At 53.0% G+C, this 21,053-nt stretch carries 13 protein-coding genes; 3 read left to right on the forward strand and 10 right to left on the reverse strand.

The features are described from left to right. Positions 1 to 111: 111 nt before the first annotated feature. Positions 112 to 2,418, reverse strand: a complete 2,307-nt coding sequence (locus JIN87_RS18860) for a sensor histidine kinase (RefSeq protein ID WP_200357165.1) — start codon at positions 2,416 to 2,418, stop codon at positions 112 to 114. 589 nt (positions 2,419 to 3,007) lie between these two features. On the opposite strand from JIN87_RS18860, the gene JIN87_RS18865 reads away from it, so the two are divergent. The 3 genes from JIN87_RS18865 (at position 3,008) to JIN87_RS18875 (ending at position 6,589) form a co-directional block, all read left to right on the forward strand. Further along, positions 3,008 to 3,685, forward strand: a complete 678-nt coding sequence (locus JIN87_RS18865; RefSeq protein ID WP_200357166.1) for a GntR family transcriptional regulator — start codon at positions 3,008 to 3,010, stop codon at positions 3,683 to 3,685. A gap of 71 nt (positions 3,686 to 3,756) precedes the next feature. Continuing rightward, positions 3,757 to 4,719, forward strand: a complete 963-nt coding sequence (locus JIN87_RS18870; protein ID WP_200357167.1) for a Kelch repeat-containing protein — start codon at positions 3,757 to 3,759, stop codon at positions 4,717 to 4,719. A 46-nt stretch (positions 4,720 to 4,765) separates the two neighbouring features. Further along, a complete protein-coding gene (locus JIN87_RS18875; RefSeq protein ID WP_200357168.1) occupies positions 4,766 to 6,589 on the forward strand; it encodes a DUF5060 domain-containing protein in 1,824 nt (607 codons plus the stop codon). A gap of 122 nt (positions 6,590 to 6,711) precedes the next feature. On the opposite strand, the gene yjfF is transcribed toward JIN87_RS18875, so the two are convergent. The 9 genes from yjfF to JIN87_RS18920 form a co-directional block, all read right to left on the reverse strand. Beyond that, the gene (gene yjfF / locus JIN87_RS18880) at positions 6,712 to 7,668 is read right to left on the reverse strand and encodes a galactofuranose ABC transporter, permease protein YjfF (protein WP_345780804.1); all 957 of its coding nucleotides are present in this window, start codon (positions 7,666 to 7,668) and stop codon (positions 6,712 to 6,714) included. Position 7,669: 1 nt separating this feature from the next. After that, positions 7,670 to 8,674, reverse strand: a complete 1,005-nt coding sequence (locus JIN87_RS18885) for an ABC transporter permease (RefSeq protein WP_200357170.1) — start codon at positions 8,672 to 8,674, stop codon at positions 7,670 to 7,672. Continuing rightward, a complete protein-coding gene (locus JIN87_RS18890) occupies positions 8,658 to 10,202 on the reverse strand; it encodes a sugar ABC transporter ATP-binding protein (RefSeq protein WP_200357171.1) in 1,545 nt (514 codons plus the stop codon). The genes JIN87_RS18885 and JIN87_RS18890 overlap by 17 nt, the downstream gene beginning before the upstream one ends. A 156-nt stretch (positions 10,203 to 10,358) precedes the next feature. Further along, positions 10,359 to 11,339, reverse strand: a complete 981-nt coding sequence (locus tag JIN87_RS18895; protein WP_200357172.1) for an ABC transporter substrate-binding protein — start codon at positions 11,337 to 11,339, stop codon at positions 10,359 to 10,361. A gap of 218 nt (positions 11,340 to 11,557) precedes the next feature. Next, entirely contained in the window at positions 11,558 to 12,826 is a 1,269-nt protein-coding gene (locus tag JIN87_RS18900; RefSeq protein WP_200357173.1) for a glycoside hydrolase family 117 protein, read from the reverse strand. 313 nt (positions 12,827 to 13,139) lie between these two features. Further along, the gene (locus tag JIN87_RS18905) at positions 13,140 to 15,518 is read right to left on the reverse strand and encodes a glycoside hydrolase family 2 protein (protein WP_200357174.1); all 2,379 of its coding nucleotides are present in this window, start codon (positions 15,516 to 15,518) and stop codon (positions 13,140 to 13,142) included. Between the two features lie 260 nt (positions 15,519 to 15,778). Continuing rightward, positions 15,779 to 18,067 carry an FAD-dependent oxidoreductase gene (locus JIN87_RS18910; protein ID WP_200357175.1) on the reverse strand — a complete coding sequence of 763 codons (2,289 nt, stop codon included), beginning with the start codon at positions 18,065 to 18,067 and terminating at the stop codon, positions 15,779 to 15,781. Continuing rightward, a complete protein-coding gene (locus JIN87_RS18915) occupies positions 18,064 to 19,782 on the reverse strand; it encodes a sodium:solute symporter family protein (RefSeq protein ID WP_200357176.1) in 1,719 nt (572 codons plus the stop codon). Before JIN87_RS18915 ends, JIN87_RS18910 begins: the two co-directional genes overlap by 4 nt. Before the next feature lie 378 nt (positions 19,783 to 20,160). Further along, positions 20,161 to 21,006 (reverse strand): helix-turn-helix domain-containing protein, encoded by an 846-nt coding sequence (locus tag JIN87_RS18920; protein ID WP_200357177.1) that lies wholly within the window; start codon positions 21,004 to 21,006, stop codon positions 20,161 to 20,163. Positions 21,007 to 21,053: the final 47 nt, after the last annotated feature.

Here is a 21,053-nt window from a genome sequence, read left to right on the forward strand (position 1 = left end):
ATTGTAGGGCTGGTGCTCGCCACCACGCCGCATTGCCTAATCAGACTATCGCGGTGCGTCGCAAGCGACGCCCCTACAATCAACAAAACACTCGCACAACCGCACCAAAGCCTAACCAGCCTGCTCCAGCAACCGGCTTTTCATCACTAGCGAGAAGACCGCCCCGCCTTCGGGGTGGTTTTCCGCTTTTACCTCTCCGTTCATCGCATCCGTCAAATGCTTGACCGAAGACAAGCCGAGCCCCGTGGATACCTCCCCTCCGGTCGGTCGAGCCGATAGTTTTGCGAAGGCCTGAAACAGTTTCTCGTAGTCGGATTCTTGCAACCCCGGTCCGCCATCGTGAATCTCGATCAGACCTGACTCGTCTTCCCACTTCATTCTAACGCGCACCTGCGCGTCGGGGAACGAGTATTTGATCGAGTTGCTTATCAGGTTATCCAAAACCTCGCGTAACGAGTGCACATCGCAGTGCCATTCGAACCGGTCCGCTTTTTCTAAATGAACACTGATCCCTTTCGAATCCGCATTCTGAGAGTTTAGCTGTATTGTCTGTTCAACTACTTCCAGCGGATCAACCCAACGTAACGACATCCGCTCTGAATGCTTCTCTGTTCGCCGCGCATTCATGATGTTTTCGATTAAGCGACGCAGGATCACCGTTCCCTCTTCGCTCAATTCTACAAGTTCCGCGAGAGACTCCTTATCGAGAGGTTCATCTCCCTCTAGATCCATCTTCAGCAGCTCCAAGCTCGATTCAATCGCACCCAAGGGATTTTTCATGTCATGAGCGGCGATGCCGAGAATGGTCTTTCGCTCTTCATCAATTTCCTTGAGGTGAGCATTCGCTTCGCTCAACTCAGAGTTCGCCTGCACATAGCGCTCGTGCTCGAGCTCTAACGCATGCTTTTCACGCTCAAGTTCGCTGGCTAAACCTCTTAGCTGCCGGTTCACTTGATTCCGTCGAATGAAGAAATACGCGAGTGCAGTTATGGATACAGCAGCAATCCCAATCACCAGAGTTAGCACAAGGATTCGACTCTGTTGGGTGTCCGCTCTCAACAGCTGAGCCTCGATCAAAAGCGTTTGTTCACTTAAGCGCGACTCGTCGAGCTCGCTCTTTATCTCAAGCAACTTCATTTTGTTGTCCAAAGCAGCCGTATTGAGTTTCTGAGACTGCTTAAGAAGCTCTGCCTGGTACTCTTCGCTCCATTTATCTCGAGTCTCTACATACAAGTCCTCGATCATTGAATACGCGTCCTCAATGCGTCCTAATCCATATTCAATTTTCGACTGCAGAAAACGTGCTCTGCGCAATTTCCCGCCCCCCTGCTCTCCAAACCATTCTAGCGGGAATTTGATATGCTCCTCCGCTTTCTCGAAGGCCTCCATCCGCACATACGTTTCAGCTAGCGACAAGCTCAGGTAAGCGATGTTGAATTCATCTCCAAACCCTTTTGCTTCTTCTAAGGTTTCCAAGAGGAGAAGCTCGGTCAATCCGTACTTCTCTGGCCTATTCTCCTGCACGAGGAACCACCCCATATCTGCTTTCACCCACATTGCTAGCTCAGGGCTTTCAAGCTGAACCGCTTTTTCGATCGCTTTCTGGCAAACAGAGACTGCGGTTTCGAACTCCGCCTTCCGCTCGTGAGCGTGAGCCTTTTTACGATAAAGGTTTAGCAGCAATACATTGAACTCCAAGGCCTCCGCCGAAGCGATCTGCTCATCAATCCGAGAGAGGAGACTCTCCGGATCATTCGAGCCTGAGTTGTACAACACCGCAAAGTCTGCATTGACCAACATGTAGTTATTTCCCTTCTCTCGGAAATACTGACTCGACTGCAGAAGATTTTCGATACGCTGCTTTTGCACAGTCGGATCATCAGACCCTAAATAGGATAGCTGAATATTCGTCTCATGCACCAAGGCCTCGTTTCCCCAGGATTGCGCCAGGGCTTTCGCTCCTTCCAACAGCCGAGCTTCGACATCTTGGTCCTGTAGCGATGATACGAAGGCATAATTCATCATCACACTGACGATCTCGCGCTCAGTCCCAAACTCCTTCACAAGATCGACTGCTTCACTCGCGCATCTTAAGGCTGTTTCATAATCGCCTGACTCGTAATCAAGATAGTTCAACCAAGCGCTGAGATCCAAGATCAAGGCCTTTTTGATCGAGCTCTCAGCAATACTCCCAGCCTTATCCGACAGGTTCTCGACCAGCTTTAAAAACGCTTGATCTCCCTGCCAATCGATCGCGACCAATGCTTCCTCACGCAGTAAGCGAAGATAATTAATCGAACTCGCCTCGGTCTCCTGCTGAAGTTTTCGGATTCGATCGGTTGCCGACCTAAGGCTCAAACTCCTAGCCTCATCGATCTGCTCATAGAGCTCAAGCCACTGCACGTTGGCCTCCTTCAACTCCAACTCAGAACTACCCCAAACAGTAGGAAATCTGAAAAGTAAAAAAAGTATGCATAAACTCGATACGGTGGGACGCATTATCATCGCTAACAAGAAAACGCCCAGAACAAAGGGGAAAAACAGTACTGCGAATCACTTAATGAGTTATTTTACATTCCATGATTCCAACTGAGGTAAGCACCTTCTCGATCCCCTCAGTGGATTACAGGAGGAACACCTCACTAGGAGGGCAATGCTCCGTCATTGCCATCACCGCACCCAAGGTGGGACGAGCGCTCCGCGCCCGTCCAAATCGCTTAGCTCGATACGGAATCTCTACGAGCCCACCTCCAAGCGATCACCGAAGGCTAATTCGCTTTAAGCGAAAGCGTACTGTTTCAACCACATACCATTGCGGTACGTCGCAAGCGACTACCCTACAAACAATCACCATTCCCTGAACTCAGTGTAATCTGTACTCCATTCCCCCGCTTCCAAACACCCACTACCAGCCAGCCAAACACTCCCCACTCTTCTGTAAGCACAGCCGTCGCCCACGAATTCCTTTGCCTTCTCAAAATTGAATACAATCGATTGTTTCCATATTGTGAAGCGAATCGAACAACAGGATCTAGGGCAGCTCGTCTACGATATGCTGAAGGCTCTCATCTACAAAAAGGAGCTGAAGCCGGGTGAGCAAATCCGCCAAGAAGAAGTCTCAAAACGGCTCGGCGTAAGTCGCACTCCACTTCTCAAAGCTCTGCAAATGCTTGAACACGAGTCGCTAGTGGAGTTCATCCCACGCCGCGGCGTTTTCGTGAAGAAATACGATCTACAAGAGTTGATCGAGATTTTCGAGCTACGGGAAGTCCTGGAAGGACTCGCGGCCAAACGGGCCGCAGCACGAATGGACAGTCGGCAAACGAATCAACTTCGTGCTCTTTTCACACCCTTCATTGATCAAACCGAGATCGACTGTACCGCCTACGAAAAAGCGGACCAGAGCTTCCACCGCAAGGTGCTGGAAATCGGTTCAGGCTCGGTTCTCAAACGTTATCGTGTCGTGCAGAACATTCCAATCATCGCCTACCAAATGGGCTTACATGTTCCGCCGGAAGTTACTCTAGCAGATCATCTCGAACTGATCGAAGCCATGAGCGATCAGGACGCAGACAAAGCAGAGCAGTTAATGCGCAAGCACTTATCCCGCGGGCGCATCGAACTAAGCAAACGACTCGAACAAGAGGAGGCTGAGGCTCTCGAGGAACCAGTCTCGGCGACCTAAGTGTCCTCACTTTCCCATTACAATCTTTCCAAACTCAATTTGCACCGACCGCCTCCCTGACCCGACCAATCATGAAATATTTCACCTGTCTCCTCTCGCTCTTCCTAGCAACTCATACTCTCGAGGCTAATTGGGAATCAGTCCAAAGCGAAGGCGAACCCGTCGCTAGACACGAAGCCGCCTTTATCGAGTTCGAAGGGAAATTCTATCTGCTCGGCGGACGCGGAATACGCCCTGTTAGCATTTATTCCCCTGAGGACAATAGCTGGAAACAAGGAACGCCTCCCCCGGTCGAAGTTCACCATTTCCAACCCGTAGTATGGGAGGACCGGATACTTCTAATCTGCGCATTCACCGGCAAATGGCCCAAGGAAACGCCCTTAGATAAGGTCCTCGCTTACGTTCCAGCTACCGACAGTTGGGAGTGGAGCCACGAGATCCCAGCTGACAGAAGACGAGCGGCAGCGGGTGTCGTACACATTGGCGATAAGATCTATATCGCGGGCGGAATCATCAACGGCCATATAGATGGTCACGTAGACTGGTTCGATGAATACGATCCATCCACAGGAACGTGGAGCTCTCTACCCAACGCTCCTCACAAGCGCGATCACTTCCAAGCCGCTTTTCTGGACGGGAAATTGTACTCAGCCGGCGGGCGCCTCTCTTCGACAGCTCCGAACGAGGGCTTCCTACACGTTATTCCAGAAGTCGATGTTTACGACTTCCAATCCAAGACTTGGTCCGTACTCGATAAACCACTACCTACCCCGCGTGCTGGATCCTTCACCTTGGCACTCCACCCAGACATTATTGTAGCAGGGGGAGAAAGCGCATCGCAGGTCGAAGCACACGCTGAGGTCGAAGCTTACAACACGCAGACCGACACTTGGTCCTCTCTACCTGACCTCATCCAAGGGCGCCACGGCACTGGAATGTTTCTGTTTGGCGACCATCTCTACACCTGCTCTGGATGTGGGAACCGCGGAGGAAATCCAGAGCTCACCACCATGGAACGCCTCAAGGTCAAATAAGACGCACCTCCAAAATTTCAGCATCCCCTTTTCAGCCCCGACAACTATGCTCAAAAGACTCTCCGCACCTCTCTTCGCATTTGCTTTGGTCAGTGTACTCTCTCTGACCTATGCCCAAGCGGAAACCGTTCAGCAATGGCACACACTCGAGCTATCCTTCGATGGTCCTCAGTCATCGGAGACGGATGAGGTGAATCCATTCACCGAATACAGACTGCTCGTCACCTTCACCCACCAGAAGTCCGAGACAACCGTACGAGGTTTCTACGCTGCAGATGGAAACGCCGCTGAATCCAGTGCTGACTCGGGAAACGTCTGGAAAGTGCGATTCACACCGGAACACACTGGCAAGTGGAGTTACACCGCCTCCCTTCGAAAAGGAGAATACATTGCGATAGATGACTCCCCTTCGGCCGGAACAAACATCGACCTCAAAAATTCCAAGGGCAGCTTCACTGTTATCCCCTCAGACAAAAGCGGACGCGACTTTCGAGCACACGGCAGGATCGTCTCAAATGATGGATACTTCCAATTCAAAGGCTCCGGAAAGCACTGGATAAAAGGCGGAGCGGGCAGCCCAGAAAACCTGCTCGGCTACGTCGGATTCGATGGCACCTTCCGCCAAGCCGCTGAGGCACGAAAAGGTGAAGCAGCTACCACCGAAGAACTTCACGTATTCGAACCTCATATACAGGACTGGAAGGCGGGCGACCCGACCTGGCAAGGAGGGAAAGGCAAAGGCATCATAGGCGGCATGAACTACCTCGCAGGCAAAGGCATGAACTCGTTCTATTTCCTCACACTCAATATACTTGGAGACGGAAAGGACGTGTGGCCCTACACCGACTACGAAGAACGCGAACGCTTCGACTGCTCAAAACTCGACCAATGGGAGATTCTCTTCCAACACATGCAAGCGAAGGGACTCCTCCTGCATGTAGTCACTCAAGAAACCGAAAACGAAACCCTACTCGACGAGGGGAACACAGGGCTCCACCGTAAACTCTACTACCGCGAACTGATCGCTCGCTTCGGACATCACCTCGCCCTCGTTTGGAACCTTGGTGAAGAGAACGGGCCAGTACATTGGTCCCCTGTCGGACAAAGCTCCGAACAACAAAAGGCAATGGCGACCTACCTTGACGCCAGCGATCCCTACAACCACCCGATTATAATTCACACTCACTCCACGATTGCGGATAAAGACCACTTGCTCCCCGCCCTTCTCGGACATCAGCCACTCGATGGCTTATCCTTTCAAATCGACCGTCGCGAGCAAACACATGGCGAAGTGATCAAGTGGCAAAACAAGTCACGTGAAGCCGGCAAGAAGTGGCTCATAACTTTCGATGAACAAGGAAAGTGGTACCGTGGCGCCCTACCCGATTCCGTTGACCCAAGGCACGACACACTGCGTCACTACGCCCTCTGGGGAGCGCTGCTCGCCGGGAGCGCTGGCGTCGAGTGGTACTTCGGGGCTCACTACGAACACAATGACCTCACGCTCGAGGACTGGCGCTCACGAGACACGCTTTGGGACCAAACGCGCCACGCGACTACTTTCTTCGAAAACTATCTACCTTACTGGGAGATGACACCCAGCAATGATCTCACCCTCCGCACGGACGACTATTGCTTCGCCAAAGAAGGAGAGATCTACACGATCTACACTCCCGACTCTACGATGACCGACCTCGATCTTGGATCATCAGAACAAGTGTATTCGGTCGCATGGTACAATCCGATCACTGGTGGTGAGCTACAAGCGGGCAGTGTTGAAGAAGTAGAAGGCCCGGGAATAAAGAACCTCGGTCACGCACCCGAGGTGATCGATCAAGACTGGATCATACTCGTCCGCAAGAAGAAGTAAAATGGACAAATCAAGGTAGGGTCGTCGCTCGCGACGCACCGCATCGGTCTGATGACCATCCAACAATATGGACGTGCGCGGAGCGCTCGTCCCACCTTTTGCGCCAACCCGGAAAAGGAAACTTATGCCTCCTCGCCCTTCGACACAATAGCCTTCTGGAGGAGAATGAAGATCAGCAATAGCACTCCGATCGCCACGCTTGTCAGCGAGGAGCTTAGGTTGCCGTCGAAGTAAATCGCTTGCTGAATCGTTCCGTAGATCAAAACACCAAGAAGCGTACCGGCCACAAACCCCACACCCCCAGTCAACAAGGTTCCCCCGACAACCACCACCGCAATCGCATCCAACTCAAGAGCGACTCCGTTGAGCGGGTTTCCTGACCAGGTATAGAGGGTCATCACAATACCCGCCGCCGCAGAACAGAATCCACTAAACGCGTATACGCCAATTTTCGTCCGCCCGACGGGCAAGCCCATTAAGAGTGCCGAATCTTCGTCTCCACCAATCGCATACACATTTCGACCAAACTTCGTATAACGGCCGATATAGAAGGTTAGCACGAAGAAAGCGATAAAGAGAGAGGCAGTCAGGGAAAGCGATAAGCCCCCACCAAGAGGGATGTTCGCCGAAGCTAGACCATTGTACAAATCGTGATTGATACCCAAGGATTCGCGATTCACGGCATACGCCATTCCTCGGGCAAAAAACAGTCCACCGAGCGTAACCAAAAACGCCGGCAATTTGTAGAAGTGGATCAAGCAGCCCATGCCGGCTCCAAAGACTGTCCCCAGCACTAAGGCCACTGCCCAGGCATTAATCGGGTGCCACGCGTACTCCATGATCATCGTTGCCACAAACGTACTTGTGAAACCGACGACCGATCCTACCGAAAGATCGATGCCTCCAGATAGAATCACCAGCGTCATGCCAAGAGCGCAGATTCCCAAAAATGCGTTCTCAGAGAACAACTCCACTACAACAGCCGCCGATGCGAAGCCTTCGTAACGCAACGAGGCGATCCCGAACAACACGACGAATACAACAAACGTTGCCGTCAAAGGCACATACTTCCTGGAAATCTTAAGCGACATTTTTCCGAGCGTAGAGACTTGTGAATTGCTTCCGGAACCGATCCGAGCGCAACAGGCAGACGGTCACGATTAGCACCGCCTTTGGAATCGGCGACAAAGCCGAGTCCACACCATATGAATACAAAGTCGTTGTGAGCGTTTGCAGCAACAGCGCTCCGATGATTGCTCCAATCAGCGAAAAGCGTCCCCCTGAGAGAGCGGTTCCCCCGACGACAACTGCAAAAATCGCATCGAGCTCACGGTAGATGCCAAGTTGGCTTGGATCCGAGTTGGCAATGTTCGAAGTCTCAACCAAACCCGCGAGTCCTGCGAACAATCCGCAAACCAAGTACACGAGCAGTTTAATCATCTTCGAATTCACCCCGCTGAAGTGGGCTGCGTCCTCGTTATCACCGGTCGCCTCGATAAACAGAGCCACCGGCGTTTTTCGGACTCCTAGGACCATTAGGCCATAGAGCAGAAACACCAGCACCATGGAAAACGGCAACGCGATCAAATGGCCCGTTCCCAGGTAACCAAACGCATCGTTTTCCACGGCGATCTGCTTCTCCCCTGTAATGAAGCTAGCAATACCTCGCCCCGTCACCATCAGGATCAAAGTAGCAATGATGGGCTGTATCCGCGCGTAGGCAACCAAAGCGCCATTGAGAGCGCCTGCTACCCCAGCCACACCAAGAGCGACCAACAATGCGACAAAGAGCGACGTGTCGGGATCGCTCTGGTAAATGATAGCCACCACGGCGCCTGTGATCGCCATGATTGTCCCAACCGAAAGATCCACTCCCCCAGTCGCGATCACCAAGCACATGCCTAGCGCCAAGATCATGGTGATTGAACCGTTCCGGAAAATATCGATCAGGTTCCCATAAAGATTCCCATCGACGATGGAGATGCTGAAGAACGACGGATTGAAAACCGCGTTGAACAAAAGCAACAGCCCTAGCCCCGCCAGAGGCCAGATAAGTGATGAGCTTGATTTAAGACTCTGCTTCATCCGAACCCTCCATTTCGTCAGAATGGGCAATCAAACTCATGATCGCTTTCTCACTGATTTCTTCATCGCTCAATTCACCCACAAACTGTCGATCACGAAGCACCCAAACCCGCTCGCACAAGCGTTCGATCTCCTCCAGTTCAGAGGAAATTAAAAGCACAGCCATGCCTTCTTTCTGTAGCTCGCGAATCAGCTCCTCGATCTCATCTCGAGCCCCGATGTCGATACCACGGGTCGGCTCGTCGAGAATGATCAGATCTGGATCCGTCGCCAGCCAACGGGCCAACAAAGCCTTTTGCTGGTTTCCACCGGATAGCGTTCGAATCGGCGTTTCACGAGACGGTGTCTTGATACGCAGACGCTTGATGAACTTGTCCGCAATCCGGTTCTGCTCCTGACGCGAAATCGTATTTATGAATCCCTTACGAGCTTGCAGAGCCAGAACGATATTCTCACGCACCGACAAGTTGGGGATAATCCCCTCCCGCTTCCGGTCCTCCGAGCAAAATCCAATTTTCCGGGCAATCGCTTGACGTGGGCTCTTCGGGTTCCCGACGCTGTTGCCCGCCATGCTGGTCTCGCCTGTATCTGACTTCAGGATACCAAAAAGCAGCTTCGCCGTTTCAGTACGGCCCGAACCAAGCAAGCCAGCTAGCCCGGCAGCTTCTCCTTTTCGGATTTCAAAGTCGAAGGATGACATAACGCCTTCCTTGCTCAGGTCTTTGGCTTCCAGCCAAGCCTCTCCTTGGCTGGCAGCTTCACTACGGCTGAGCCCATCCGAGCCTGTATCCGCGAGCTGATCGACCGGCTTGCCCAACATATGGGAAATCAGCTCTATCCGAGGAAGCTTAGCGGTTTCGTACTCGCCAATGGATTGCCCGTTCCGCAACACGGTTATCCGATCCGTAATCGAGTACACCTGATCCAGAAAGTGGGTTATGAATACGATCCCCATTCCTTGAGCACAGAGCTTACGCATCACAGCGAAAAGCTCTTCCACCTCATTCTCATCCAGGCTGGAGGTCGGCTCATCGAGCACCAGAAGCTTTGCGTCGATATCTACCGCACGAGCGATCGCCACCATTTGCTGGATCGCCACCGAGTAGCTGCAGACTTCTTGCGTCACGTCGATCTCGACATCGAATCGCTTCAAAGCCCGTTCCGCCCGCTCGCGAATCTCCTTCCACTGCATGAAACCGAAACGGGAACGCTGGCGGCCGAGCGAGATATTCTCAGCCACGGAGAGGTGCGGAATCAGGTTAACCTCCTGAAAAACAGTACTAATGCCCAAGCCTTCTGCCTCAAGCGGGGCAGCAGGCTTGATCGGTTTACCCTCGAACAGCACCTCTCCAGCGTCACGCTGGTGCACCCCCGTCAGCGTCTTGATCAAGGTCGATTTGCCCGCGCCATTCTCGCCCATCAACGCATGAACCTCACCTCGATACAGGGTTAAATTCGCCTCCGACAGGGCTTGCACGCCGGGGAACGCTTTCGAGATTCCCCGCATGGAAAGGAGAGGATCAGGCATGGATTGAAGAAATGATTGTCTCTGGTGGATACTCGAGAAAAGGAGGGCAATGCTCCGTCATTGCCGAAGCCGTCCCAGCCAAAAAAAGGCAATGACAGTACCGAGGAATGCAATGACGACACTCGAGCGAAGCGAAGACACATTGCCCTCCGAGTACTAGTAAGCGCGTGTCTTAATATCTTCGGCAGCGTGAGCCATCTCGAAGACCTCGTCCTTGACTCGGTTGTCCTTGGCCACGGTTTCACCAGCTAGGATCTTTTCGAGAAGATCAAACGCGAGCGGCCCCTGCAGCGGATTGCACTCGACCACACAGTTCAGCTTGCCATCCACCATTGCCTCAAAGGCCGCACGCACCGCATCGATTGAAATCAACTTGATATAGACCGCTGGCTTCAGTCCCGCTTCCTCGATCGCTTGGATCGCGCCGAGCGCCATGTCGTCATTGTGGGCGTAGACGAGGTCAATGTTCTCAGGGCCATGCTTCTTGAGCATCGCCTCCATGACCTGCTTGCCATTAGCGCGACGAAAGTCACCGCTCTGAGAGTCGATGATCTTCAAACCTGGATGCTGATCGATCACGCTCTTGAAACTCTTCAAACGATTGATGGCCGGCGAAGAGCCAGGAGTCCCCTGCAGCTCCACGATGTTTGCCTTGCCGCCCGTTTCCTTGACGACCCATTCCGCAGCCTGGATGCCTTCCTGGTAGGTATCTGCTCCGACATAAGTCGCAAAGAGCGAGTCATCCGAGACATCCACTGTGCGGTCTAAGATCAGAACCGGAATACCCGCAGCCTTCGCCTTACGCAGGGCCGTTTCCCAACCCGTTTCCACGATCGGAGCGAGAATGATCGCATCCACACGCTGCACCACGAAGGAGCTAAACGCCTTGATCTGATTCTCTGGCTTACCCTGTCCATCCGCAAACTTGAGGTTGTAGCCGCGTTTCTCCGCTTCCTCCTTTACCGAAACGGTATGGGCTTTGCGCCAATCGCTCTCCGCGCCGGTTTGAATAAAACCGATCGTAAGCGTATCGGAATCAGCAGAGCTGTCGTCCGAACCGCCACCGCAGCCACTGAGGAACAAGCCGGTGATAATGAGAAATGTCAGGGGAATCTTTTTGAGCACATCAGGGAACATGCCGCGGATTGTCGCGAAATCGGGCCCAGAGGAAAGCCCGAAATGAGCAGATTGTACACAATCGGCTAAACGTTGACCTAAAAAGGCGAGCTTTGCGAGGGGCAGATGTCACTGATTCTCACCGAGAAACGACGGCTTAATTGATTAAGCACGAAAGCCTTGATCAATCCATCGCGGTGCGTCGCAAGCGACGCACCTACAAATGACTCAGCCACCTTCTACTTCGTCAGCTCCTGATTCGCTTTCTGAATACGGTCGCGCTGGGCCTTGCTCAGTCCCTGCTTGAAATAGACCTCGGGCTTATGCCAAACACCAGTATTTTTGAAGGACTTATCGTCTAAATCGAGGCTGAGGTCGCAGTCAAAGCGAACGATCATCGAGTGTCTTCCATTCGGTCCACCAGCATTTATGAAGTGGCTAAGCCCCCAGGTGACCCCACGGCCATAATCAGTGTCCGTGAACGCGTCCGCTGCGAACGGTCCAGCAGCCGTAGGAGTGAACGATAAACAAGCCGCCAACTCGAAATTAACTCCATCTTCGGCATACTGCATCGTATCGCGCTCGTTACCGTCTTTGATCGCAAGCGCAGCGATCCCCTCCTTAAACGGAAAGTAGGTTGTCTCGTGACCGGAGTTCAAAACCGGATTGAGCGGATGCTTCTCAAAGGGCCCCAAGGGATCTTCCGCTATCGCAAGCCCATGGGCCACGGCATACTTATCTCTTACGTCCGGCCACTTGTTATAGGCTGCCTTGTAGTAGAGATAAATCTTCCCGTTGTAGACGATTGGCTGCGGGTCGTGCGTAGCATCCTGATCCCATTCGCCCTTTTTGCCAAAGGGGATTATTTGCCTGTTCACAGGGGTCCACGGACCGTCCGGAGAATCCGAATACGATACGGTGACCGGACACCAATCTCCTTTCGTTCCACTCGGCTCGTTGAAGGCTTGATAGTAGAGGTAATACTTTCCCTTCCAAACAAGGATGTCCGGCGTCGCGACAGATCGCCAACCTATGTTCGGCTTGGCAGGACGCGACACTGCGACCCCCTCTTCCTTCCACGTAAATCCATCCTCACTCGTGGCATACCAGATCTCGCACAGGTCCCAGTCAGTCGACGGGATCGTATCCGTCGCCTGAGCTGCATTACGAGCCCCCACAGGTCTCACCGCGGTGTCTCGCTTGGTGTACCAAACGTAGTACTTGCCATTCGCGAGTATGGGACGCGATGGATCCCTACGGGTAATCGTTCCATTCCCTCCATTGTAGTCGAATCCCTCTAGACGCGTGTATTTGAACTGTGAGAACAGCTCGTTGTCGTGAACGCGAGGCGCGGGATAGTCGAACATCCGCTCCATGGCGGAGCTCAATGGGATATCCGGTTTCGACTCCGGCATCTTATGTGGAAACACATCTTCCTCAGCCGAGCAGGCGCTCGAAATAATCGCAAACAATGCAGCTGAAATGATTCTTGGTAGATGTGTTCTCATAAGTTGGTGTGTATTCGATTTGGTTGTAATTCGAAACTGTAGGTCGCCGCGCCGAGGCGACATGAGTCATGATAAAGGCGGGTCGACGCCCCGCCCTACAGCTCCCTAGGTGGGACGGCTTCTCCGAAGACGTCCAGATCACCTTCGGTACCGAGGCCTGTGGCTGACAAAGTGAAGAGCCCAAAGTCGATCCACCTCTAAACGTAGGTGCGTATTCCCCACGAATGGACACTAATGCCCTTCGCTTTAAAAGCCCATCTTCGTGACTCTTAGTGCTCTTCGTGGGAAATCTAAACATATTCATTCGCTTGAACTAAAATCCTGAAGCCCTCGGGGTTTCCGTATCACTTTTAAGATCCGTGCCGTCTTCGCGAATCATATCGGGATAATAGCGCAAATAGTTCGCCGAACCGTGCTCGCGACGCTTTTGGCCTACTTCCTGCCCCCAACGCTTGTACTCCGCAGAAGCCGCTTCTTGGTCGCCGATCAAAAGCATGTATTCATTTTCCGACAACATCTCGCCTGAACGATTCCTTAAAGCCACTTCAACATAGAAACGCTTTTCCACTCGCTTCAGCTTGGGACCTGCAAAATCGAGCATTTTCTCTGAACTGTTTTCGGCGATCGAATCTACGTCGAAGAGATCCTTAGATAACACCTTCCCCGTATCGCTTTTCACTAGGACCTCAATCGAGCAGTCCTCATATTGCTCATACAAGTCGTTCACGATCCACAGTTCTCCCGCAAAGGACTCCTCATTGAACCAGCGTCGTTTATCGAACTGCAGACTAACGAGCAATGGCTGGTAGCTACGCTTTACGAATTCGTAGGAACGCTTTGGCTCTTGGTAGTTGTCGACGATGCCCCACTTCATATCTGGCCAATAGGTGATGTAGTGACAAAGAGCGATGCCACTTACTCGCGGTTTTCCTCGACGGAAATGCTCCACGGACAACTGGAAAATTGTGCCTTGAGAATCCTGAGTCGCATTTACGAACTCCTCTAGCGAACCGGTCATCTCATCACCAAACGTATCCCAGTTCTGCATACGCAAACGATCGAGATCCGCCCAATGGTACCCCCAACTTAGACCAGGAGGCCACATTTCTTGAGCAGGGATAAACTTCTTCAAACTCTCGACAGACGGTACGGAGGTAATCGCCAGCTCGGGCACGATCGGGAAATCGAGACTCGAGTACCAATCTTCCATCAGCCAACGTCCCATTCCGTAGAAATAGGCCAAGGCGTGTACCGCTTCCTTCGGCTTGTAACCAGCTTCTTGAGCTGTAGCGCAGGTCAGCGGCGAGTCTGGCACGTACGGCAGATCCACATACTCTTGCAACGTCGAACCGAGTTTCTCTAGGAAATTACGGGTAAACATAGCATCGCCTGAACGGAGGAACATTTCTTCCCCACCCTCGATCATGATCAAGCAAGGGTGATTGCGACGCTCCTTGATCACTGCAACAGCCTCTTCAATAATCCCATCGAGAAACGCCTCGTCCTTGGGCAAGTTCCCCGTACCGAGCGGAACCACATCCTGCCAAACCGTAAGGCCAGCTTCATTACAAAGTTCATAGAACTCGCGAATCTCTGGCGGATGCCATCCGAAGATACGGATATTGTTCATATTCGCATCCTTCGCCATCTGGATCAGTTTTCTGTACTCGTCCACGGAGGTACGGCCAACAAAGATGTCCGGCGGTCCACCCCAGCAAGCGGAGCGTATAAAATGGGTCTTACCATTGATCAATGTCGTGCGCGGAAAACTCACCTCATCTGGTCCAAACCCAGGATTCCAAGCCATAGTGACTTCACGGATACCAAATGTCTCTTCGGTCACGTCATGATTCGCGTCACCTTCATTGAGCGACACCTTTGCCTGGTAAAGATTCGGATCTCCTAGATCCCATGGCCACCAAAGCTTCGCGTCTTCTACCTTAAGCGTCTTTTTAATAATCTGCGTTCCCGGCTGCAGCTCGACATCGAACTCACTCCAAACCTTTTCCGACTCAAAGTTCTCTCCCTGCAGACTGGCCACCACCTGCATCGAGCGCGGAGCGTTTGTCGTGTTTTCAAGCTCCATTTCGAGCGTCACCGACGCGCTCCCATCGTCATTGATTTTTGGATTCGCGTACACTTCCAAGATCCGACACTGCCCAGTCGTCACCATCTTGACCGGTTGCCATATCCCAAACGGAATCAGGTCGCGCCAATAGTCACCAAACCAAGGTGTCTTCTTACCGGCCACACGAGCGTTCACCTGAGGCGGTGGGTCGAGTTTGACGATCAACATATTCCGGCCTGCGAGACTCTTCTTTGAAGACCTAAGAGCTTCCGTTACATCAAAGGAAAACGGTGAAAACGCGCCTTCGTGACGTCCTAGGAACGTCCCGTTCAACCACACGTCACAGGCATAGTCCACACCATCGAAATCGATGCGCACTACCTTATCGGTGAGATCCTCCGACATGTTGAACTGATAGGCGTACCACCATTCGTCATACATCACCCATTGAGCCTTAGCGCTGTTACGACCGAAATAGGGATCATCAATCACCCCGGCTTTCCAAAGATCAGTATAGACATCACCAGGGACATGAGCCGGATTCCACACCAGCGTCTCAATGTCCTCCGGGGGCAACTGGTGGATTCCTTCCCTCACCCCTTGCCCAGGATTCATCTTCTTCATCTTCCAGGTAAATCCGGAAAAATCGCGAATCCGCTGGGATTCGGAGTCCTGCCTAATAACAGACTCAGGTTGTGCTAGGATTCGCGGTGCCGCCAAACAAAACAAGGCGAGAGAACACGAAAAGAGGTACCGAAACGCTATATTCATTTTTAAAACTGCATTTCAGATATAAATCTTCGTCGATTGTACACAATCATGAAACACGCAAAAGCGCTGAAATGAAGCTTAACTAATTAAGCGAACAGCTTGGGCTGCAAGGTCTATTCCGAGTAGCAACGCAGCCCGAACAAAGCGGCGGGCACGGTTTCAGACGGATGCTCCAATTTCACCACGAGCCGGTCTGTCTCGATAGCTTCCGGCAACACGATCCGATTGATCGTCTGGTGATTGCCCTTCACGGTCTGGAGCACATTCCCCTCTCCATCCACAACCTGGTAGTTGTTGACCGTAAACGGCACCACACGCTCTGGATGACCGAACTGCGACGACTCCATCGGGTGATCGAAGTCAGAATCGAAATAGAGGTAGATCTCCTTGACCGTAATCTTGTCCGACCAGTTGAGCGTGAGCTCAGGTGACTCGTCCGCAAGCGAGGCTACCCACGCGTTGCTGCGTCCATTCGGGCGCGTGTAACCATTTTTCAAAAGATCAACACCAAACGCTTCCAGAGCGGGAGATACTTCAAAAGCGATGTTCAAGCCATCGGGGCGACGCAAGGGACGCCAGAACTCGAAACTGTCGATACCAATACCTTCTGGCGGGCTCTGTACTCCGTTATTGGATACCGCAGCATTTCCTACATTGAAGGCGGAAACTGTACCCGTCTGGCGAACATCGCTCGCCCTGAGCTTAACAGAGGCATCACCATGGAATGACAACAAAGCGTATTGATCACGATCCAGAGCATTCTCAAATACGACCTCTACCGTCTGCTCTCCGTCAACAAGCGTGACCGTCTTCGACTCGATCAGTCGATCTGGAGTGTAGTGATCTCCCTCCTCCGCTGCCCGAAGTTTCACCTGCATCTCGCTCTCGCCCTTGCTCAAGGCCTGAACGGTGAACCGGTATTGCACACCCGCCTTTAGCGGAAGCCACTGACCTGAAGCATTCTCCAGACTGATGAACTCGCTGTCGCTAGCTGGCAAAGAAGCGAGGGCATCGACCGAGGAACAGGAAAGCGTGGCCGCCTGAGCGAGATCTCCATCGCCCTCTAGCTCAAACTTCGGAATACTCTGACCTTCCTTGTTCAGCGAGTTCTGCAAACGCTTCATTCTCTCGCTCTCAAGCAAGTCACGCGGACTAACGCCTTCTTCAAGACACTGAGCCGCAGCATGACCGATCACCATGCCACCATGGCCACACGTCGCCATCACACGGGTGGTTCCAAAGGCTACATGCGAGGCGCTGATAATGCGCCCGGCGAGAAAGAGGTTCTCGATGTTCCTGCTGTAGAAACAACGGTACGGAATCTGATAAACCCCCTTGCCGTGCCACTGCGTGCAACTTGGCAGTTCGTTGTACACACCGTCTTCAGGGTGCAGGTCGATCGCCCAGCCGCCAAAAGAAACGGCGTCTTTAAAATCGACCCGATCCACTACATCGCGTTGCGTCAACATGTAGTCGCCTTCGAAGCGACGCGACTCGCGCTTCCCTGGGATAGTACCCACCCACTCGAGAGTGAGATTCTCCGCCTCCGGAAACTCGCCTGAGTTTTTGATGTGGTCCCAGATTCCGTAGACGATTTTCCAGAGCTCCCACTTAATTTCCTCTGAATCGTGGATCGTATCCAAACTTCCACCATACTCGACCCACCAAAGCTTACAACCATGGTCCTTCACATTGATCGAGCGGTACTTGGGAAGTTTGGTTATATCCTTCAGGGCAAAGTCCGGGGCGACATAATCCACCGGTTTGCCTATGTCCTTAGTATAAAAGTAAATCGTATGCCCGAGCAGCTCACCGTACTTAGCATCAGGAGCGAAGAGCTCGCCGAACTCGTCCTTGCTCTCTGCACCCATGCGAAACGCAGCTCCCGCAGCGAAGCCGACCACTCCATCACCGGAAGCATCACAGAAAAGCGGCGCGTTTAACTCATAGCGAGTCAGGTTCTGACTACAGAAGGCCCAAACCTTTGAGATCTTCGTCGGACTACTCTTCTCCACTTCATAGGCCGCCGTATTCAGCAACAAGGTGATATTTGGTTCGCTCCGTACCTTCTCCAGGATGATCGTATCCAAAATGATCGCATTACCTTCCTTGTTGCGATATAGGTTCTCCACCAAGATCTCGTCGATCACCCCGCCTTCACGCGACCAGCGATTGTTGTTACCTAGGTGCGATGTCGCCCCCAGTATCCACAATCTCACTTCACTCGAAGCGTTTCCACCCAACACAGGGCGGTCTTGAACGAGCACGACTTTCACTCCTTCGCGAGCCGCAGAAATCGCCGCACAAGCTCCCGCCATGCCGCCACCGACCACAACGAGGCCAGCATCGATGGAGACCTTCTTTAGGCCACGTACTTCTTCTGAGAAATTCTCTACAATCATTTTAAAATCAAATCAGCTTCTTGCGTTTGCTTCACGCCACTGCGATTCGTCATCAGAACGGCTACACCTATAGCAGCGACAAGCAGTCCAACGCTTACCACCAACAGTCGCCCATAATCTGAAAACGCGCCGAGTACAGCGATTGCACTACCCGTCAGGGCGATACCAATTCCAATCACCTTCACACCGTGCTTGTTCTCGCGGTCCGCTTCCGCCTGCTCTTCAGCTTTCAATTCTATATTGGCAGCCTCTGCCGCCAGACGCTCTTTCCGACCCATCTCATAGTCCCGGTACTGCTGCGTCTCCTTGCCCTTTCTCATGGCGTAAATCTCGTATCCAGCCATCAAACACAAAGGCAGGCACGATCCCAACACCTGCACTTGTGCGGGGCTCAGGGCAAATACACCGGATCGCTTTAAACCTTCGAAAATCAGATTCACCGTAAGGCAGATCAAAGTCACCCCGAGCACTGATTTACCAGTGTGCCGCTTCGAAAACAGAGCCCAAAGCGGAGGAATGTACATCGCTCCTCCCGTCACAGCCGCCAGCATCCAGATCACATCCAAAATGCCGCCGAGATGATCGACCGTCAAAGCCAAGACCATGGTCAGGCAGCCAAACACCACCGTCGAAACACGGGCCACTGTGATCAATTGCTTATCCGAAGCTTCCGGTTTGATGCCCTTGTATATGTCATTTGTGAATACACCGGAAACAATGTTGAGCGTGGTATTCACCGAGCTCGCGGTCGCGAAAATCATAGCGCCTACCATCAGCCCCAACATGCCCGCCGGAAGGACTTCCTTGGACATGTTCATGTAAGCGTGATTCGCATCGCCCGCCGCGACATCCAGCCCTGGATTGTAGATGCGGTAGATCATTGGCGGCAACATCCAAACAATCGGGCTGATCGTGTAGAGGCAGCCAAATAAGAGCGCCACCTTTCGCGAATCCTTCGCCGTCTTCACGCTGGTATAACGCTGCACATACGCCCAGTTACCCGCAATGAAACAGAGGTTATACAGCCCAAAGCCTAGGAAGAACAAAGGCGTGTACTTGCTGGTGGTAAAATTGAAGAAATCCTCCGGAGCCCCTTCGAAAAAGCCACTGACGCCGCCGATCTTGTCGAAGGCCAACGGAACGATGATGATCACCGCCGCGGTCAAAATAATAAATTGCAGCACATCCGTCACGATCACCGCCCATAAGCCACCCGTCGCCGTGTAGAGCACGATCGCCACCGTCAAAAGAACCACCGCGTATTCGAAAGGAATGCCGGTTGCCCCCTCCACGATCTTCGCCACCGGGTATAAAAACGCGCCACTGGTAAATACCGAAATCGCGACAAAAAGATAAGTGTACACCTTCTGCACCCCAGCACCTAGGCGAGCTTTGATGAACTGCGCCCCGGTCAACACCCCCGTGTTACGCCACCGGGCAGCGATGAATCCAGCAATGATGAAGCCCGCCAGACACATTGTCCACTGGATCGAAATCGAAACCAAACCATTGATGTAAGCCAGCGACCCCCATGCGACGAAGGTCCCCGCCGAGAAGAAGCTCATGAACAGCGAAAGCCCATTAATCCACCAAGGCACCGCGCCGCCCCCAGCAAAGAAGGTCTTCATGTTTTTGCCCGATTTCGAGAAAGACATGCCCGCAGTCAGGACGCCTGCAGTGAACACAAGAATGACGATGTAGTCTAAAGATGACATGATTGGGTTTGGGAGAGACGGAGGTAAATCCGGGTAATTTCGAAGTGTCGCAGCCCCCAAGCTCCTCGGCTAACCCTTCCACCGTCAACCGTTGACTGCGCGCAATCCGCAAACACACGCCCAAGGTAGCGGCCATCATCCCCGATGCCCCCCCCCCCTCTCCGTAGAGTCGTCGCTCGCTCCGCACCGACATCCAGCCAGAACCCAGCCCCCAACCTCCCCCCTCTGTAGGGCGGGGCGCCGACCCGCCATCCCCCAAAACTCCTGCCGACCAAAGGCCATCCTGCTCCGCCCGCAGGCGGCCCCCTGTCAAAAAACACTCTCCCCTACCACCCAGAACCCATAACCCATAACCCATAACCCTTAACCCCAAAAACATCACCACTCCCGCCGATACGCGCTCGGCGGCATCCCCATCGTCTGCCGAAACACCCGCGAAAAATAGAAGGCACTTGAAAATCCCAACTGCAAGGCGATCTCCTCCAGGCTCAGCTTCGTAGACAATAGCAAGTCGCAGCTCCGCCGTACCCTCAGGCGGGTCAAGTACCGGTTAGGCGTGTCGCCAATCTCCAAGCGAAACAGCTCATGGAATCGAGCTCGAGACAAGCAGGCCACCTGACTCAGCCGCGCCAAATCCAACTTCTCCCCGAGGTGATCCTCCATATAGCGCACCGCAGCTTCCACCCCTTTAGAGCCCTCTCCCCCTAACCGCCGCTGCGATAGGACAAAGAACCGTTGCAGCAGTTGGCGCAAATGCGTCGAAGCTCGTAAAAGCTGTTCGAAACCGATTTCGCCCCGATACAATTCCAGGAGCATCTCAAACTCCGCGACACACTCCGGGTCCTGCGGCAGCTCCACCCTCCATTCCCCCTTCGACAAACCCAGCAATTCAGAGAACGCCTTCGCCTGCTTACCCCTAAAGTGGACCCAGTAGTTGAGCCAGGGCTCGCTCTCCATAGCCCCGTAAGCATGCGGAGTCTTCGGCGGGACAATAATGCAGGTCCCAGGCCTCAGTTCCCACCTATCACTTCCATTTTCCGCCCAGCCGACTCCCTCCGCGCAATACTGTAGGATGAACTCATCCATGCCTCGCTTCCGTCTCGTCTCCGAGCCTACTGCAGGCGGCAAGCGTCCCACCGAGCGCACAAAGAGCGAACTCAAAATAGGATGCGACTCCGCAAGCTCAAGCGAAGCACTAGGAATGACAGAATGTTGCAGTTCCACGATCAGACGATTTTATAGGTTTATCGGACAATATCGCATGTTCTCCC

The organism is Pelagicoccus mobilis, assembly GCF_016595505.1.
Taxonomy (GTDB): domain Bacteria; phylum Verrucomicrobiota; class Verrucomicrobiia; order Opitutales; family Opitutaceae; genus Pelagicoccus; species Pelagicoccus mobilis.

Excerpts from the sequence above, each read along its gene's own strand:
- JIN87_RS18870 (WP_200357167.1), top strand. The coding sequence starts at position 3,757 with ATGAAATATTTCACCTGTCTCCTCTCGCTCTTCCTAGCAACTCATACT.
- JIN87_RS18875 (WP_200357168.1), top strand. The coding sequence starts at position 4,766 with ATGCTCAAAAGACTCTCCGCACCTCTCTTCGCATTTGCTTTGGTCAGT.
- JIN87_RS18885 (WP_200357170.1), bottom strand. The coding sequence starts at position 8,674 with ATGAAGCAGAGTCTTAAATCAAGCTCATCACTTATCTGGCCTCTGGCG.
- JIN87_RS18890 (WP_200357171.1), bottom strand. The coding sequence starts at position 10,202 with ATGCCTGATCCTCTCCTTTCCATGCGGGGAATCTCGAAAGCGTTCCCC.
- JIN87_RS18895 (WP_200357172.1), bottom strand. The coding sequence starts at position 11,339 with ATGTTCCCTGATGTGCTCAAAAAGATTCCCCTGACATTTCTCATTATC.
- JIN87_RS18900 (WP_200357173.1), bottom strand. The coding sequence starts at position 12,826 with ATGAGAACACATCTACCAAGAATCATTTCAGCTGCATTGTTTGCGATT.
- JIN87_RS18905 (WP_200357174.1), bottom strand. The coding sequence starts at position 15,518 with ATGAAGAAGATGAATCCTGGGCAAGGGGTGAGGGAAGGAATCCACCAG.
- JIN87_RS18910 (WP_200357175.1), bottom strand. The coding sequence starts at position 18,067 with ATGATTGTAGAGAATTTCTCAGAAGAAGTACGTGGCCTAAAGAAGGTC.
- JIN87_RS18915 (WP_200357176.1), bottom strand. The coding sequence starts at position 19,782 with ATGTCATCTTTAGACTACATCGTCATTCTTGTGTTCACTGCAGGCGTC.